Here is a 16,365-nt window from a genome sequence, read left to right as displayed (position 1 = left end):
ATGGGCGCTCAATTTTCAACGATCCGGAAAGCGGGAAATTTCCGCTCGCCCCTGGCTTGTTGCGCCCGGTGAGTGCCAAACAAGAAACCGAGGCTCCTAGGTCGGCTGCAGCGACCTTCACTATGGTTATGGCAGCTACCATTTTGGGCGCGCTCTTCGTCCTTAGCGTCGCGAGCCTGGAGCATTATAGGTTTGTGTCGACTTCCGCCAACGAGCGGATCAGTCGCTCGCTTGATATTGCTGTAGAGCACACGAACAAGGTCTTTGAAGAGATCGAAATTCTTTTCGCGAGCGTCGAAGGAATCACCCGTCGACAGAGTAGCGAAAGCCTAAAGGCCGATCAGCGGCCCCTGCATGAACGGCTGGAGGAAATGATCGGTAAGGCGCCGGATCTGCGGGCTATCTGGCTGTTTGACCGGTCTGGTAGACCATTGGTCACATCGTCGGTGTTTCCGGCACCCGATTTAAACAACTCTGACCGCGACTACTTCGTAGCGCAACAGGATCCCAAGACCGGAACGTTCATCGGCAAGATTCTGATTCCAAAGATCGGCGGACCGTCGTTCTTCTCGGTCAGCAAGAAATGGCATGACGAGACGGGAACCGTCGCCGGCGTCAGCGCAGTCGTCGTACCGCCAACCGCTTTCGAGAAGTTTTTCGCTGCTCTTAGCGGCGACGCGCCCGCCAGCCATGCCATCATTCGGGAGGACGGAGTTGTTCTCGCGCGTTATCCAGTGCCGACCGCTCCCGGGATCGTCTTGTCGGAGAACACGGGTTTCCGCCGGGCCACGGCAGCGCAAGGACGGACAGCGAAGTACACCACCCTTTCGGCCGTGGACGGACTGAAGAGGCGCTTTGAGGTGCGGCACCTTGCGCATCTGCCGATATACGTCACCTCCAGCCTGGAAGAGATGTCGATCTGGCGCGAATGGAGCCAGTGGCTTCTTCTTCAACTTGCCTTCGGCGCGCCAACGCTCGGCCTGATCCTGTGGCTTGAATACCTCGCGTTACAGCGGACCAAACAGTTCTATGCGGAGGTTCGCAGGCGCGAAAGCGCGGAGGCCGTCGTTCGCCAATCGCAAAAGCTGGAGGCGATCGGTCACCTCACGGGGGGAATCGCACATGACTTCAACAATCTACTCTCGATCGTCATGGGCAACCTTGAAGCGGTCCTCCGCCGCACGCCACACGACGAAAAAACGCAACAACAGGTGCGCAACGCGCTCACCGGCGCCGAAAGGGCCGCGCAGCTCGTTCGCCGTCTCCTCGCCTTCTCGCGACGACAGCCGCTCGACCCGAAGCCCATTGACGTAAGCCAGGTCATAACTCAGGTCGCCAGTCTGTTAATCAGATCCTTGGGCGAGAAAATCCAGATTGACACGTTTCGGGCTCCCGATCTCTGGATAACAGACATCGATCCGGTTGAGTTGGAGGCTGCGATCATCAATCTTGCCATTAACGCTCGCGATGCGATGCCGAAGGGAGGTCGGCTCACCATCGAGGCAAACAACGCTACTCTCGACTCTGACTTCTGTGCTAACGTGGAAAACCTCGCTCCCGGCGAGTACGTCGTCATCTCGGTTGGCGATGAAGGAATGGGTATGAAGCCCGAGGTGCTCGACCGCGTCTTCGAACCGTTCTTCACAACAAAGGCTCCCGGAGCAGGGAGCGGTCTCGGTCTCAGCCAAGTTTACGGGTTCATCAGGCAGTCTGCGGGGCACGTCGTCATCGACAGCACGGTCGGAAAGGGTACGACGGTCCAGCTGTATCTGCCGCGCTCCAAAGCCACAAAACCAGTTCTGTTGGAGGATCCTGGCCGCGAAGTTCTGAGGGGCCGCGGCGAGACGATCCTTATCGCCGAAGATGATCGCGGTGTCCGCGACCATCTTTCCGAGCTGCTTGGAGACATGGGCTACTCGGTCCTGGTGGCGGAGCATGCTGAAAAGGCTCTGGAGTTCATCGGCGACCGCGCTCAAAAAATAGATCTGCTTCTGACGGACGTTGTGATGCCAGGCATGAACGGTCGGCAGTTGGCTGAACGCGCACTTGCCGATCGACCTGCGCTGCGGGTCCTGTTCATGACAGGATACGCGAGAGACGCCATTGTCCATCAAGGCCGCCTCGAACCGGGAGTCGTTCTAATTCAAAAGCCTATCTCGCCGCCAGAGCTGTCGTCGCGACTGAGATCGATGCTGGACGCTCGTCGCATACACGCATGAGCCGAGTGGTCCACCGAGGCGCTAGTGGATTTAGGGCTTGTCGATCGCTGCTGATCGTCGAAGACGACCCTCTCATTCGAAATGAACGTAATCGCAGAGCTTGCCAAGCGCGGCCGCGACATCCTGCCGACTAAGCCCCTGATGGCAAATAGGTATTTAATTATCGAAGTCTGATGATCTGTGAGTGCTGAATAACACAGGTCAGAACGAAAAACTCGTGTAGAGTCAAGCTTTCCTCCGAACTCCGAGCCCTATGCCGATCTCTAGCCGATTTGTGATCAATTCAAGCATTGTCCTGCTTGCGATCGGATTCCTGACTCTTCTGGGGATTATCGGTTCAACCGTCTGGCTAGGCGAAAAGGCCAACACCTTTTTCGAGCATAGCAGTCGCTCGCGGGCCCTGCGAGTTTCCGCAGTGGAGGTGCGAAATGCATTGCAGATCGCGGAGTCAAGTCAACGCGGCTATCTGGTGGACGGCAACGAAATATACTTGGCGCCCTTCGACGCAGCCAAAGCGCAAGCCTTGGCACACTTCGAAGTCCTAAAGGAGTCACTGCCTCGCTCCCAGCAGAACACTGCGATGCTCGATCGCCTGTCCCGAGTCATTTCGGAGAAGCTTGCCGAAATGGACAAGAGTGTCGCACAAAAGGCAGTACTGGACGACGAACAGGCCAAGGAAGGCTTCCGCAGCAATCGCGGCAAGGCATTGATGGATGAAGCAAACCTATTCCTCTCGAGTATTATTCGCCAATCCGATGATACCCAGGAAGCGCTACAGCTGGAGCAGCGACGGAATGCCCTAATGCTCCGTCTTGTAACGACGATCGGCGGACTAATCATCATTCTGGTCGTTGGGGCGACCACGACCATGGTTTTTCGTTATGCCTGGGAGGTGTCGAGAGCAAGGAACGAGTTGAACGCTCTTAACCTGAACCTTGAGGATCGTGTGACGCAGCGAACTGCGCAACTTGCGGAGGCCCGCGACCGCGCTGAGCTGTTGGTGGCAGAGGTAAACCATCGGGTCTCCAACAGCCTTTCCTTGGTCGCCTCCCTTGTTCGCCTGCAATCCAACCTGATTACGGATCGCGCTTCGAAGGAGGCACTGAAGGAGACCGAGACACGGATCCTTGCCGTGGCGTCGGTTCACAGACGGCTCTACACTGGCACGGATGCGCGTTTTGTAGACCTTCAGGAGTACTTGTCGAGTGTCCTGGAAAATGTCGAGACGTCCATGCGCGGCCAGGGCCACGTCGCCTCTTTGAAGTATGATCTGGAGCCGCTTGTGCTCAAAACTGATTGGACAATCAATGTTGGCGTCATTGTCACTGAATGGGTGACCAATGCGTTCAAGTACGCTTATCCGGAAGAGCCGGGCGAGGTGCGCGTACGCCTGCGCAAGCTGACCGACGGCAAGGCTGAATTGTCGGTAGAGGATGACGGGGTCGGGCGAGCCGAGGGTCCGGCCAAAGGCACCGGGCTCGGATCGCGGATCGTCAACGCGATGGCGCGCTCCCTTGGCGCTGACGTCGAATACATCGCGAGCGGCAGAGGGACTGTGGCGCGGCTGGCCTTCGCCGCGGGGACGGAAAGCTGACGATGCGGTGCCTCCTCATTCTGTTGCTCGGCGCGATGTTGTCTGTGCTTCATGCCGTCCAGGCACAGCAGGGCGCGCCCGGCATCACCAAACCCGTCATCTTGCCGGCCTACGACCCGAATGCGCCGCGCTGCACAAAGCCTGCAGACCTCACCCGGGTGCTTGCGTTTGCGCAGGACAACGAGCGGAAGTTCATGCAAGGGGTCGCGCAAGGCCTCGAACAGGCCGCCAGGGATCGAGGGATGGATTATCAGCTGGCCCAGGCCGGCAACGATGCCCGGCGGATGAATCAGCAGATTGCCGCATTGCGCGAGGCCAAGGTCGGGGCGCTGGTCGCATCGCCGGTCAACCCGCTCACACTCGCGCCCGCGCTCCAGCAGGTGATCTGGACCGGGGCTTATGTCGGGACGGTCGTGCCTCCACCTGCGACGACGATCCTCAACGCCCCGCAATACCTGACCGGAAAGGTCCTGGCCGACGAAGCCGCGAGCTATATTAAGGCCAGGCTGAACGGCCGCGCCAAGGTAGTGTTGCTCACTCACGACAGCTTGCAGTTCCTCGCTCCACGATTCACTGCGATGCGAGATACGGTGCGCTCACTGCCGGGCGTCACCATCGTTGCCGACATTTCGCCGCTTACCGTCGATGAAGCGGGCGGCGCTTCCATGATGCGGACGATTCTCCTCGCCAATTCCGACGTAGATGTCGTGCTTGGCGCAGATACGGTTGTCTTGGGGGCTTTAGCTGCGATGCGGGAAGCAGGTAGAGTCCGGGACGATCAATTCTTCGGAGGAATTGATGGCGAGCCTGCAGCGGTTGCGGAAATCAAACGCGGTGGTCCTTACAAGGCCAGCGTTAGCCTAGCCAGCCCCATCTTCGGTTACGCGATGGGGCAACACGCCGCCGATTGGCTCGATGGCAAGAGCATCCCACAGGCCATGGACATCTTGCCAAAGGCTCTGACCTTGCAAAATCTCGCACAGTACCAGTCAGACATCGCGGACCCGGCCGCCGTCTACAACGACCCGAAGCGCCGGGACAGCTACCTCAAGATGTACGGGAACATCTGCTTTGATACTCGAGATCAGTATCTGAACTTTCCCTGGTCTTCCGAGCGGAAGAACTAATCCGATAAGGCCACCACCCCGAGCACCGTTGTGCTAGGGCGCTGGACCAAGCGGGATAGCGCTATCAATTGGACGAACAGATAAAGTCCCCAGCTCCGGGCAATGGCGGAAGCCATCTGCCATGGCCTTAGGCTCGGCTAGGGCCTGCAGCTAAACGCTGCCGCGGCGACTGTTCCTCGGATCGAAGCGCCTCGCCAATGGATTTGGCGATGTCCTCACTGCGGCGGTAGTTTGCCATTTTCCGGACCTCACCAAAGCCGTTGGCGACTTCCATTTCTGCCACGCGAGAACGGGTATATTCGTGATAAAGCAGGTCCAGCAGCTTTGACATGGCTAGGCCCCTCGTTGGTTGGCTGGCTTAGGACGCACCCGTTCTGTTGCAACTGGTCTTCGCAGGCTGGGCAAAACGGTTTCGCCACGGTTTCGAGGCAGCTTCGCCTGGTACGGGCGGCAGCATGTGGCCGCTTGCGTATCTTGCAGCTCCGTTCAGACCGAGGCCGCGGCTTCCTGTGAACTGCAGGTCCAAAAACGGCCTCGCCGGCACGCGAGAACGCGCGGGATGGACAGCCACAGCGGGATTGCGGTTTCGGATTGCGGCCATCGAGATACGGCTCGGAATAGGATTCGGCTGACTGATCTGCGCTTAAAAGCTCACCAACGTCACGTGACTTGGCCCAAGATTGACTGCAAAACATGCAGGCCGTCCAAGTCGGCCGCTGTCGACTTCGTTCGTAAAATTACGAGTGTTTGCCGCGCGAGCGCCAATAGTCGAAGAGCGCTTGCCACTCTAAACCTGCGACTATGATTGCCATCGTCGCGGTACCGATGCCCGTCATGATCAATACCATCTCAAGCACCGAATCACCTCGCGCTAGAGCGATGTTCCTAAGTACCAAAGTGCACAGTCGATCTAAAGGCCTATTGTTAGCCTTAGGAACGACGGCAGCGCTCGTCCTGTTGGGCGGTTGGTGCGCTAGATGTATTCGAATTGGCGCGCTCGCGGCCCCGGCGTCCCGTCCTCTCCTCCCGCTCGGCGCCTGGGTTGTCGCGCTTGGCCGTCTGCAGTCATTTTGCAGCTTCAGCGAGCCGTCGCCCAAATCTCCACGTCCTCAGGGTCTTCGCAATTACCGCGCCCCGGCCTTGTAGACTCCTCGACCACATGGCGAAGCCGGGAACGAACACAGCCCCATTTGGTTGCTAGCCGATACACCCGAGGGAGGTAGCAAATGGATTGGAATCGTGTTGAGGGTAACTGGAAGGAAATGAAGGGCAAGGTCAAAGAGCAGTGGGGCAAGCTCACTGACGATGATCTTGACGTCATTGCAGGTAAACAAGACCAGTTGGAAGGTCGCCTGCAACAGCGTTACGGCTACGCCAAAGACCAGGCGAAGAAGGAAGTCGACGACTGGTATGGCCGCCAGAAGTGGTGAAGAGCAAGGGCTCCGCGCGGGCCCTTTTTCTTATGGAATTACTTAAGTACCGCCAGCCTAAGATTCGGGAAAAACCGACGAAGGTCTGATTAGCCAAATCGTAGTTTCCCCGTGTCATCATCCTTGTTATTATGAGCAAGCGCATTTTTACTGCGGTCTTTGCACTCGCATTGGCAATGGCCGCAGATAAATATTACAATTACAGTTTCTACACGGAGGGCGTTCTCGCCATGCTCCGTCACATTCGGCGTTCGTTCGGAGTGTAAGGCCCAAGCTTCAGCTTGGGGGGCTTAGTGCTTGCTCGCGTCCTGGACGCAGTCGTCTCGAGGGTATGTCATCAAAGCTCCAACACAAGGCTGGAGCAAGAGCCTTTAGCAATACTGCAACAGCGGGCCATTGCTGCCCATGCAACAAGTAGGGCGGTCCGCGAAAAAGGCCACCCGCAGAGTCGCGCCTGCGACGCGATCGAAATAGCCAAGGTGGCTCCCGGAAAAGTTGTGTGGTTCCCCGATGGTGCGCCGAGATATTCCCAATCCGGAACTGACTGGCACTAAGTGCGCCTCTGGATGATGTTAACGACTAAATAATCCCAGGAGCAGGCAGCGAGAGCAAAAGCAACGCTTCCTCGGCCGGGGAGGCGATCATCCTTGTTCGCGTACGCGTTCGCGGCTGGTTGCCTGCTGCCCAAGAGAGTTGCGAAATGTCCCGGCGAGCTCCTGCACGACGAATGGCTTACGAATGAGCACGAATCCTTCGTCGATCGCGGACCGTGGCTTGAAACGGATCGGTCGCCGACCTTGAACGACGATGATACGAGCGACGTCAGCCTTGTGCCGATGGAGGCGCGTCGGCAGCGCAATATATGGCGATGCGCCGATAGCAAACCCAAACATCTGTCAGAGAGTCATCGCTTGGGACAAAGGGAACAAAAAACGCCGCCCGCTTAAATAAAGCGCAGGCGGCGGATCACCAGCCTCGGGAGGGTGAGGGTAAAATCCCGACAAAGGTTAGTCCCGACGTGTCGCCCTAAGGTTCATCGGCATCGAGTGGCAACGCCCGAGGTCAAAGATAATTCAAGAATCGGTAGGTCGCAGACCGAGCGTATTTGATCGAAGCTGCTTTTCCCTGAGCCATGGGATGATGGCACGTTGAGCTGCGATGATAGCCTCTGCTCGATTGAAGCCGATGCCTGTTTTCGATGACCGACCGGCTCGCTCAAACGACCATTTCCAGCCAGCTGGATTGATCGTTTGAACCACCGTATACTCAATACCCTGATGTTCCATGCACCGTCATCGCTCCGCGACGAAACAACACGTAGGCGATCGTGTCCCGCGTCGTGGTGTAGCTGGCGGAGGGTCACCGCGTTCGCCGGCGGGTGCCGGATCGGTCAGCTGGCGATAGCCGGGAGGCTGACGGTTGGATCATCGCTCAACGGGGCGATTGTTTCCAGTGTCATGTAACGGGCACGCTGGACCGCCCATTCGTCGTTCTGCTCGAGCAGGATCGCGCCGATGAGGCGGACGATGGCGTCCTCGTTGGGGAAGATGCCGACGACCTCGGTGCGCCGCTTAATCTCGCCGTTGAGCCGCTCGATCGGATTGGTCGAGTGCAGCTTGGCGCGATGCTGCGGCGGGAACGTCATGTAGGCGAGCACGTCCGTCTCGGCCTCGTCCAGGAAGCCGGCCAACTTCGGCAGCTTGGGGCGGAGCTGGTCGGCGACCTTGCGCCACTGCGTCTTTGCGGCCTCGGCATCGTCCTGGGCAAACGCGGTGGCGATGAAGGCGGAGACGACGCGCCGGCCGCTCTTGCCGGCATGGGCGAGAGCGTTGCGCATGAAGTGGACGCGGCAGCGCTGCCAGGAGGCGTTGAGCACCTTGGCCACCGTCGCCTTGATGCCCTCATGTGCGTCGGAGACGACCAGCTTGACGCCGCGCAGGCCGCGGCGGGCGAGCTTGCGCAGGAACGCCGTCCAGAACGTCTCGGCCTCGGACGGGCCGACGTCCATGCCGAGTACCTCGCGCCGGCCGTCGCTGTTGACGCCGACCGCGATGATCACCGCGACCGAGACGATCCGCCCATTCTGGCGCACCTTCACGTAGGTGGCGTCGATCCACAGATACGGCCAGTCGCCCTCGATCGGGCGGCCGAGGAACGCCTTTACCTTGTCGTCGATCTCGGCGCACAGCCGGCTCACCTGGCTCTTCGAGATGCCGCTCATCCCCATCGCCTGCACCAAATCGTCCACCGATCGGGTCGAGACGCCCTGCACATAGGCTTCCTGCACCACGGCGGTGAGCGCCTTCTCGGCCATCCGGCGCGGCTCCAGGAAGCCTGGGAAGTAGGAGCCCTTGCGCAGCTTGGGAATCCGCAGCTCGACTGCGCCGGCCCGGGTCTCCCAGACCCGGTCGCGGTAGCCGTTGCGCTGCGCCAGACGCTCGGGGGTCTTCTCCCCGTAGGCCGCCCCGGTCTGGCCTTCGACCTCCAGCTCCATCAGGCGCTGGGCGGCAAAGCCGATCATCTCGCGGAGCAGATCGGCATCAGGGGTCTTCTCTACGAGCGTGCGGAGGTTCATCATGTCGTCGGTCATCGGTGGATCCTCGAATCAGGTTGGCTGTCGCAATCCCAACCTTACCGACGAACCATCGGTGACCACCCGCAAAGCCGCCCGACCGCTACGGCGCTATGTGAGGGCGCGCGTCCGGGCGGCTTTGCTGATCAGCTACACCACTCCTCGGGACACGACCCACGTAGGCAGCGAGAAACGCTGATCAATCAGCGTCGCTTGAAGTCTTCTCTGAACGATCGACTCGAACTTCCCGAAACTCCGCGGGCCCGTCGAGAAGACGCTGCTTGCGCATCTGGTGCTCCTGCGAGCTCGCGGAGCTGTCGGCCCTGTCATCCAACACCGCACCCGCCAAACGAAGGGCTCGCCTTCGTTGGCGGCCCGTCCGACGACCTCTTGCATCCTCGTTCGTCATCAAATTGAACCCTCAAATAGGAGCGTACATGATCGGATACGCCCGCTCGGTCGGCGAAGCTCAGCAACCGCGGCAAATGTTCTTCAGCTTTGCGGCGGTTCGAGCCTCTTCCGCAACGAATGGGTCCTTGTACCCTGACGATGGGGCACTATCGGTTTCGGCGGGCTTCTTGGCCTTTGGCGGAAACGCCGCATCGTAACAGGAGAGCCGGGCACTGGTGCTCTCGATCGCGCTGCAATTCGGTTCCGCTACGGAAGCGGCTAACGCAGATGTGCTTAATCCCGACGCGAGCAGGAGCGCCGCCGTCCGCATACCGGATCGAGTTCTGCTCACACCGAAGGTCCCGTCATGATCCACCTTTGTTGACCCAAGAAGGACGCTGGCCGGTCCAGATTGGAAGAGCATCCCACTCAGAGCAGCGCATCCGGCGCTCCTCACCCCCGACGCTCACGAAAACAAAAGGCGCATCGTCCCGGCCTGTTTTCGAGCCAACGAAAATTGCCGGAACGCCGTAGGCATCCCTGATGATTGCGGTGTTTGCCATTATCGGCTCCCATTGGCCCAAACTTGCTCCAGGCATTCGATTTGCATTTTGAACGCATGGTTGCTGAACCGCTTGCAGCTACAGAATAGCCACAACCGCGATCAGCAGTGCGAGGAAGACCGGCACCAATAGCGGCGGCACAAGCCACTCACGGATTTCGAATTTGTCGGATTTTGACATCTTACCGCCTTCACTGGGTTGAGGCGGGAGCGCAAAGCTCTCAGTCACCGATAACAGCCACTAAGCGCGCGGTGATACCAATGCTATAGCAGTCTTCTTACCACCGAGCCAGATCAATCTTGGTCCATTGCTGCCGAAAGTAGATTGGCAGTCGATTGCGTCTCCGGATCGGGCGGTTCACTTCCAAAAAACGGCGGCGATCACCAACACGACCGGGATAGTCCCGAGTACGATCACGCCTATGCGGAAGCCAATTTCGCCAGGCATTGGGAACTCCCGCCAAGGCAAGAGTGTAAGCTGTCCTTCTGACCCAGATAGACGCTTTAAGCACACTGCATGATTGACCATTTTCCAAACCTTCGCAGGCCCGCATCGAAATCAAAACACAGGGGACGGGCGGCTGGCCATCATCCGGTGAGAGCATGGAGATGCTGGCCGAGCTGCCTCTGCACATAGGGCTTGGCCAGGAAGCGGGCTCCGGCGGGAAGATCCTCGACGGCAGGTTCTACCTGGCCCGAAGTGACCAGCAGTGCGATCGGAGGCCAACGGTCGCGAACGGTGGCTAGAAGTCCCAGGCCATCCATCGAGCCGGGCATCTGGATATCGGTAAATACGATCGCTATATCGGCGGTGTTCTCCAGGAGCTCGATTGCGTGATCCGCATCGGCGGCCTCTACGACCTCGTAGCCCAGCTCGCGTACCATCTCAGCCGCGTTCAGACGAATGAGGAACTCGTCCTCGACTATCAAAACAACAAATTTGTGAGCCACCGAATAGGGGTACTTTACTCTAGAGGTCAACACGCAACGGCTCCCGCCTCGCGTTGTTCCGAGAACATTCTATCTCTTCCAGAGTTGGGTCAGGAATCCAGATGCTCCCCTGAGTATAGTTCAATGATAACCGAACTTAGCGGCGAAATCACCGCCGTTCAGCAAATCAATGCTGTTCCGAAAATTTTGGATGCCGTAACCCGCTTAACGGGCATGGGCTTCGTAGCGGTCGCCAGGGTGACCAGCGATCGCTGGTTGTGCTGTGCTGTTCGCGACAGCATAGATTTCGGCCTCGTGGAAGGGAGCGAGCTTCACGTCGAAACGACGATCTGCAATGAAATTCGCGGCCACGGCGAACTGGTTGTCATCGATGACGTCGAGACGGATTCCAGATTTTGCAATCACCCGACGCCACGCATGTATGGCTTCAGGAGCTACATCTCAGCTCCGATCAAGCGTGCGAACGGAGACATCTGGGGCACGCTCTGCGCGATCGATCCGCGACCGCGTGAGTTAAATCGACCTGAGATCGTCGAAAGCTTGCGGCTTTTTGGGGAATTGATCGCTGCGCATTTGGATCTCAACGAGCGCTTCGAGCAATCCCAGGCCGACCTTGCCAAGAGATCAGAAAGCCTGCTGGCCAGTGAGGTGGGGCGGCAGTCTGCCGAAGCGGACCTGAAAAGCACCCGAGCCGATCTTCTTGACGAACGGAAGACGTCGGAGCTGCGCGAGCAATTTATCGGCGTGCTGGGACACGACCTCCGCAATCCGCTGGCATCAATAGCCGGCGGCATGCGTGTTCTCCTCAAGAATGCGAATAGCGAGCGAGCGCCCGACATCGTCGCATCAATCCAGAAATCCGTGATGCGAATGGCGGGTCTGGTGGACAACATCATGGATTTTGCCCGCGGCCGCCTCGGCGGCGGATTGACGATCAGGCCCGACGCAAACGAGCCACTGACCCCCGTGATCGAACACGTCATCAACGAAATGCGTCTGGCGTGGCCAAGCCTTAACATCGAGACCGATATTGCCCTAAACGAGCCGGTTCGATGCGATCGCATCAAGATCAGCCAATTGTTCTCCAATTTACTCGGGAATGCGGTCACCTATGGCGACATCGACAAGCCAATCATTGTTTCGGCAAGGACGAGCGATGGAAGATTTACCCTCAGGGTGACAAACTACGGTACGCCGATCTCGGACAAGGCGATGCAAAGCCTGTTTCTGCCTTACACCCGCGGCGACCGTCCCAGCCAGCAAGGTTTAGGTCTCGGCCTCTACATCGCATCCGAGATTGCGCGAGCCCATGACGGGACGCTTAAGGTCGTCTCGAGCGGCAAAGAGACAATTTTTGAGTTCAGCATGCCTGCAACGACTTAGGACGCTCCTGGGGGCAGATATAGTAGATTGAGTAAGTAGCTCAAGACACCGAGAAGCTCTCTGTCTCGGCCTGTCGGCCAGCCGAATCTGGCATTAGAACGGCGAGCTGCTGTGTGGCCTGCGCCAGATTTTTTCGGTCACATTGATCTTTGTTATGGTTTGAACCTGTCTGTTTTGAGCGTTATGTTCACCGTGAGCCCGCGGCTTTGCCCGGAGCAGATCGATGGTTGTCGCCATCAACTTGGAGATGAACGCCATGCAGAAGCGACGTCGTTTCAAACAACAACTCACGTTGCAGGAGCGACTAACAGCGTGGTCCAAAGAAGTTCTTGACCAGGCCGCCAAGCTCCCGCCGGGACCAGAAAGGGATGCGCTGATCAAGAAGGCCCATCAGGCCGATGTCGCCTGCCACCTGGATGAATGGGCGCATTCGCCGGAATTACAGCTACCGGTCTGATAGTCTTGTCGTCGGAACGATCCATTGACCAAGTCAGGTGATCGTGGTCGATGCCCGATGGCTCGAATTCGATTCTGAGGCGCTTACGGAGGCAGCCTGTCCAAGTTGCCGCTGCTTAGACCCGGCTGGCCCCGGAATCTCTGGCAACCATGTTAGAGCTGGCGTATTGTCTTCCGATCACCGGCCGAGGCTTGTCCCGTAGGCGTCGGTGACTGAGAGACCGAGAGCGCTCCCGCCTGCACGGAAGTGGAGTGCTCTTATGGAACGCTATTTCTTTGACATCCAGAGTGGCCGCGAGTTTTTCGCCGACGAGGAAGGACTACGACTGCCCAATCAGAAGGCTGCTGAAGTTGAAGCGATGCAAACGCTGACGGGGATCGCCAGAGAGTCCGTGTTCAAAGGCAGTCGTCCAGATTTGGCGGTTGAAGTGCGCTCGATGACTGAACGGCTTTTCTGCGTGTCGATCGTCTATCGAAGCGAGAGCACGAAACATTGAGGCTGCCCGTGAGAACAGACGCCTCCATCTCGACTGGGTCTCCGGCTCCAGTTGGAGCACTCGACTAGCGTGAGCTGTCCAAAAACATTTCTTCAATCATGTCTGGTCGGAGCGCCTTCGAGCACATATATCAAGGTCGTCACCGCCCCACCCGAGGCAACCATCGGTGATGAGAACGCCTGTCGCGCTCCCGCCCATTCAAGGGAGAAAGCCGTGCAGGTTCGTAGCGAGTCTCAATCTTCGACATTCGAATACCGTCTCACTCAAGAGGCGATCAATTTGCGCCAGCAGGCTCAAGAGATGCCTGTTTGCGTCCGGCGCGCCGAACTACTTCAGAAGGCCCGGCAGATCGATGTTGCCCTGGAGGTGAACAGGTGGCTCAGTTCTCCGGGACTTCAGCCGCCAATGTAATTCGAATCCTGGATCGGCTTGCGGACCTCTCGCGCTGGCGCAGACATCTTTCCAACAGGCGCTCATGATGATCCGATATTTCTTCGATATCAGAGACGATCGGGAACTGTACCCGGACGAAGACGGAATAGAGTTTTCAACGCAACGTGAGGCTGAGATGGAGGCGGCTCACACATTGTCGGGACTGGCCCGCGATTTGGCCGGTGAGGATAACCGGCCGGACGTTGCTATCGAGGTTCGAACGGAAGCCGGGCACGTATTTCAAGCCGCGTTGACCTTCGAAGCGAATAAGGCCGGGCAATAGTTCTGTCTTTCGCGGTTCCGGGGATTCGATATGGACCGTCGCATTGCAGCCCTTTTGCGATCAGCCGGTGAGTTCGTCGGCCCAAACCTTGAAACTTAGCAACGTGTTGGGTCCGAATGTCTGGGTGATCGGAACGTCGGCGGCATCGCGGCCCTGCGCGATCAGGACGCGACCAATCCGCGGAATGTTGTTACGTGGATCGAACGTGTACCAGCGACCACCGATATAGGCTTCGCACCAGCCCGCGAAATCGCCGGCGGCATATGGAGGCGCCATGCCGATGTCACCGAGATAGCCGGTGCAGTAGCGCGCAGGAATGTTCATACAGCGGCAGAACGCAATAGCCAGATGTGCATAGTCCCGGCAAACGCCTTTGCCTTCGTTGAACACTTCCCAGGCGGTCTTGGTCGGGCGGGCGTGCTCGTAGCCGAAAGCGATGTGGTTATGCACGAAGTCGCAGATCGCCTTGACCCGTGCCCAACCGGGCGCGGTCTTCTCGAACAACTTCCACGCCACGTCGGTAAGTCGGTCAGTCTCGACATACCGACTGCCGAGCAAATATACGATGGTGTCCGACGGAAGATCTTCCACTGCGTGCTGTTGGGCCGATGGTACGATCACGTCGGGTAGACCGCTGTCTCGGACTGTGCCGTCCGCTGAGAGGCGCATGCGGCCGGCTGGCGCGACAAGACGACTGCACCAATTCCCGAAACCGTCGCGGTAGGGCGTGATCGGCACCGACGGCTCGCTGACAAGATGATCGGGCAGGACAATGTCGGATGCCCGTGTGAAGTGAGTGCCGACAACTGCGATAAGAGGGGTCGGTTGCGGAAAGTCGTAGATCATCTCGAAGCCGACGCGGATCTTCATGGAAGTAGCTCCAAAGAGATGATTGCGATCGTTACGAACCCCATTTGGGCATCGTCGCCGATGAAGGCTGCGAGCGCTCGGGTGTGAACAGTATGTCATCGCTGTCCCGACCGCCAGCCGTATGCTCGATTGAGTGGAGAACATCCGCCCAGCGCCTGACCGGAACCCGTTTCAAACTGAAGGCTTTGTTGAAGATGAAAATGCGATCCGGAGTCACGCCCATGTCCATTCAACCCACGCCAGACTGGGGGGTGCGGCCTGTATCTGAGAAGGCCTCTTACCATGGCGCGCGTCGAACCGTGAGCGAGGTTGATGCTGATATTCTGAGGAAGCGCGCGTTGAAGAAGCAACGTGCGTTGATCGACACCCTCAATGGTCGTGCGCCATCATGAGAGATTTCAAATGTCCTCATTGCGGGCAACTATCGGCCTTCGAGCTCTCCAAATGCAACGGCTGCATGCAGCCGTTGATCTTCGATCCCGAGAATATGGCGATGATCGGTGCGGAAAGTGCCCTTGAATGCGTCAATCGGAATATCATCGGTTGCAACTGGTGCGCGGGTTCCACGACTTCCTACTGCATGTCCTGCTCCCTGACCCATGTCATTCCCGCCACACAGAATCCCCGTAACGTAGCCCTTTGGAAGCGCGTGGAGGAAGCCAAGCGCAGGCTGATCTACGACCTGAGACGGCTTCGCGTGCCGATCGCGTTCGCGGGTGGATTTCGCCTGGCATTCGAGATTCTCTCGGACGAGCATGGGCCGGTCCTGACCGGTCACGAATCCGGCCTGATAACGCTCAACCTTGCGGAGGCCGATGACGTACAACGCGAGATCAGGCGTGTTTCCTTTCGCGAACCCTATCGCACCCTGCTTGGTCACTTTCGACACGAGATAGGGCACTTTTACTGGAATGCCCTGATCCACGAAGCGGGTTTTCGAGCGCCGTTTCGGCTGGTGTTTGGCGACGAGACAGAGAACTACCAGGCAGCGCTTGCCTATTATTATGCCCGTCAGGATTGGTCTTGCGATCCGGCGAGTCACATTAGCATGTATGCGACGTCTCATCCCTGGGAGGATTGGGCAGAGACTTTCGCTCACTTCCTGCACATCGTCTCGACCCTGGATTCCCTGGCAGGACTTCCGTTGTCGTTGGACGCGCGCGGAAAGCACACGCTGAATGACCCATATCTGGAAAGCGATTTCAGTGCGCTCCTTGAGTTGTGGACCCCGCTCGCTCTAACGATCAACCGCCTCAACCGCTCACTTGGTCTTGCCGACGCGTACCCGTTCGACATTTCACCCGCAGTCGAGGGCAAACTGCACTTGGTGCATATGGCGATTACCGCCTTCAGGAATCGGCAAGGAAACGCGCACACAGCGCCGATGATGTGCTAACCTGAGTTCTGGTGGAAGCGCTTAGCTCGTGAGCGGCGCCACACTGGTTGCGATTTTAGCTGAACGTCTGGCAGACGAGCGGCGGCGTGGGCTTCGGCTCGCCCCTCGGAACATGCGTCCCGCGAAAGCGTTGATAACTATAGGCAGCGTCCGCTTGCCGTTGTTCGACAACGCGCTGAGACCTCGCGGAAGATCTGGCGCAA

15 protein-coding genes are annotated in these 16,365 nt (G+C 58.4%); 10 read left to right on the top strand and 5 right to left on the bottom strand.

Annotation, left to right across the window (positions count from 1 at the left end; translation table 11 throughout):
- Positions 1-128: 128 nt before the first annotated feature.
- The 3 genes from IC50_RS04855 to IC50_RS04845 all read left to right on the top strand — a co-directional run bounded on the left by IC50_RS04855 (position 129) and on the right by IC50_RS04845 (position 4,940).
- Positions 129-2,219, top strand: a complete 2,091-nt coding sequence (locus tag IC50_RS04855; RefSeq protein WP_035701271.1) for a hybrid sensor histidine kinase/response regulator — start codon at positions 129-131, stop codon at positions 2,217-2,219.
- A gap of 253 nt (positions 2,220-2,472) precedes the next feature.
- Positions 2,473-3,813: a sensor histidine kinase gene (locus IC50_RS38345; protein WP_050990894.1), complete on the top strand. Its 1,341-nt coding sequence runs from the start codon at positions 2,473-2,475 to the stop codon at positions 3,811-3,813.
- Positions 3,814-3,815: 2 nt separating this feature from the next.
- Positions 3,816-4,940 carry a sugar ABC transporter substrate-binding protein gene (locus IC50_RS04845; protein ID WP_035701114.1) on the top strand — a complete coding sequence of 375 codons (1,125 nt, stop codon included), beginning with the start codon at positions 3,816-3,818 and terminating at the stop codon, positions 4,938-4,940.
- Positions 4,941-5,067: 127 nt separating this feature from the next.
- On the opposite strand, the gene IC50_RS41095 is transcribed toward IC50_RS04845, so the two are convergent.
- On the bottom strand, positions 5,068-5,271 hold the full coding sequence (locus IC50_RS41095) for a hypothetical protein (protein WP_157460858.1): 204 nt from the start codon (positions 5,269-5,271) through the stop codon (positions 5,068-5,070).
- Positions 5,272-6,166: 895 nt separating this feature from the next.
- Between IC50_RS41095 and IC50_RS04840 the strand changes: the two genes are divergently transcribed.
- Complete coding sequence (locus IC50_RS04840; RefSeq protein WP_035701108.1) at positions 6,167-6,370, top strand: CsbD family protein; 204 nt, start codon at positions 6,167-6,169, stop codon at positions 6,368-6,370.
- Positions 6,371-7,760: 1,390 nt separating this feature from the next.
- Here the strand turns inward: IC50_RS04840 and IC50_RS04835 are convergent.
- From IC50_RS04835 to IC50_RS04830, 3 genes are all read right to left on the bottom strand, one after another.
- Positions 7,761-8,960 (bottom strand): IS256 family transposase, encoded by a 1,200-nt coding sequence (locus tag IC50_RS04835; protein WP_035701106.1) that lies wholly within the window; start codon positions 8,958-8,960, stop codon positions 7,761-7,763.
- A 737-nt stretch (positions 8,961-9,697) separates the two neighbouring features.
- Positions 9,698-9,895, bottom strand: a complete 198-nt coding sequence (locus tag IC50_RS38825) for a hypothetical protein (protein ID WP_080669694.1) — start codon at positions 9,893-9,895, stop codon at positions 9,698-9,700.
- 587 nt (positions 9,896-10,482) lie between these two features.
- A complete protein-coding gene (locus IC50_RS04830) occupies positions 10,483-10,878 on the bottom strand; it encodes a response regulator (RefSeq protein ID WP_081492352.1) in 396 nt (131 codons plus the stop codon).
- Between the two features lie 90 nt (positions 10,879-10,968).
- Between IC50_RS04830 and IC50_RS04825 the strand changes: the two genes are divergently transcribed.
- The 4 genes from IC50_RS04825 to IC50_RS04810 all read left to right on the top strand — a co-directional run bounded on the left by IC50_RS04825 (position 10,969) and on the right by IC50_RS04810 (position 13,896).
- Positions 10,969-12,228, top strand: coding sequence for a GAF domain-containing sensor histidine kinase (locus tag IC50_RS04825; protein ID WP_028160170.1), 1,260 nt, complete (start codon positions 10,969-10,971; stop codon positions 12,226-12,228).
- A gap of 223 nt (positions 12,229-12,451) precedes the next feature.
- Positions 12,452-12,685, top strand: a complete 234-nt coding sequence (locus tag IC50_RS04820; protein ID WP_347369230.1) for a hypothetical protein — start codon at positions 12,452-12,454, stop codon at positions 12,683-12,685.
- A 259-nt stretch (positions 12,686-12,944) separates the two neighbouring features.
- Positions 12,945-13,181 (top strand): DUF6894 family protein, encoded by a 237-nt coding sequence (locus IC50_RS04815; protein ID WP_014491583.1) that lies wholly within the window; start codon positions 12,945-12,947, stop codon positions 13,179-13,181.
- 475 nt (positions 13,182-13,656) lie between these two features.
- Complete coding sequence (locus tag IC50_RS04810; protein ID WP_081492351.1) at positions 13,657-13,896, top strand: DUF6894 family protein; 240 nt, start codon at positions 13,657-13,659, stop codon at positions 13,894-13,896.
- A gap of 60 nt (positions 13,897-13,956) precedes the next feature.
- Here IC50_RS04810 and IC50_RS04805 read toward each other — a convergent pair whose 3' ends face one another.
- Positions 13,957-14,766, bottom strand: a complete 810-nt coding sequence (locus IC50_RS04805; RefSeq protein WP_035701104.1) for a transglutaminase-like domain-containing protein — start codon at positions 14,764-14,766, stop codon at positions 13,957-13,959.
- 44 nt (positions 14,767-14,810) lie between these two features.
- Here IC50_RS04805 and IC50_RS41090 point away from each other — a divergent pair, with 44 nt between their 5' ends.
- Together IC50_RS41090 and IC50_RS04795 are read left to right on the top strand one after the other, a co-directional pair.
- Positions 14,811-15,158, top strand: a complete 348-nt coding sequence (locus IC50_RS41090) for a hypothetical protein (protein ID WP_157460856.1) — start codon at positions 14,811-14,813, stop codon at positions 15,156-15,158.
- Positions 15,155-16,162, top strand: coding sequence for a putative zinc-binding metallopeptidase (locus IC50_RS04795; protein ID WP_035701102.1), 1,008 nt, complete (start codon positions 15,155-15,157; stop codon positions 16,160-16,162). The genes IC50_RS41090 and IC50_RS04795 overlap by 4 nt, the downstream gene beginning before the upstream one ends.
- Positions 16,163-16,365: the final 203 nt, after the last annotated feature.

Origin of the sequence: Bradyrhizobium genomosp. I (2014) (assembly GCF_000261685.1) — a bacterium.
GTDB lineage: Bacteria > Pseudomonadota > Alphaproteobacteria > Rhizobiales > Xanthobacteraceae > Bradyrhizobium.
Note: the sequence above shows the minus strand (reverse complement) of the source record. Positions and strands in the feature narration are given on the sequence as shown.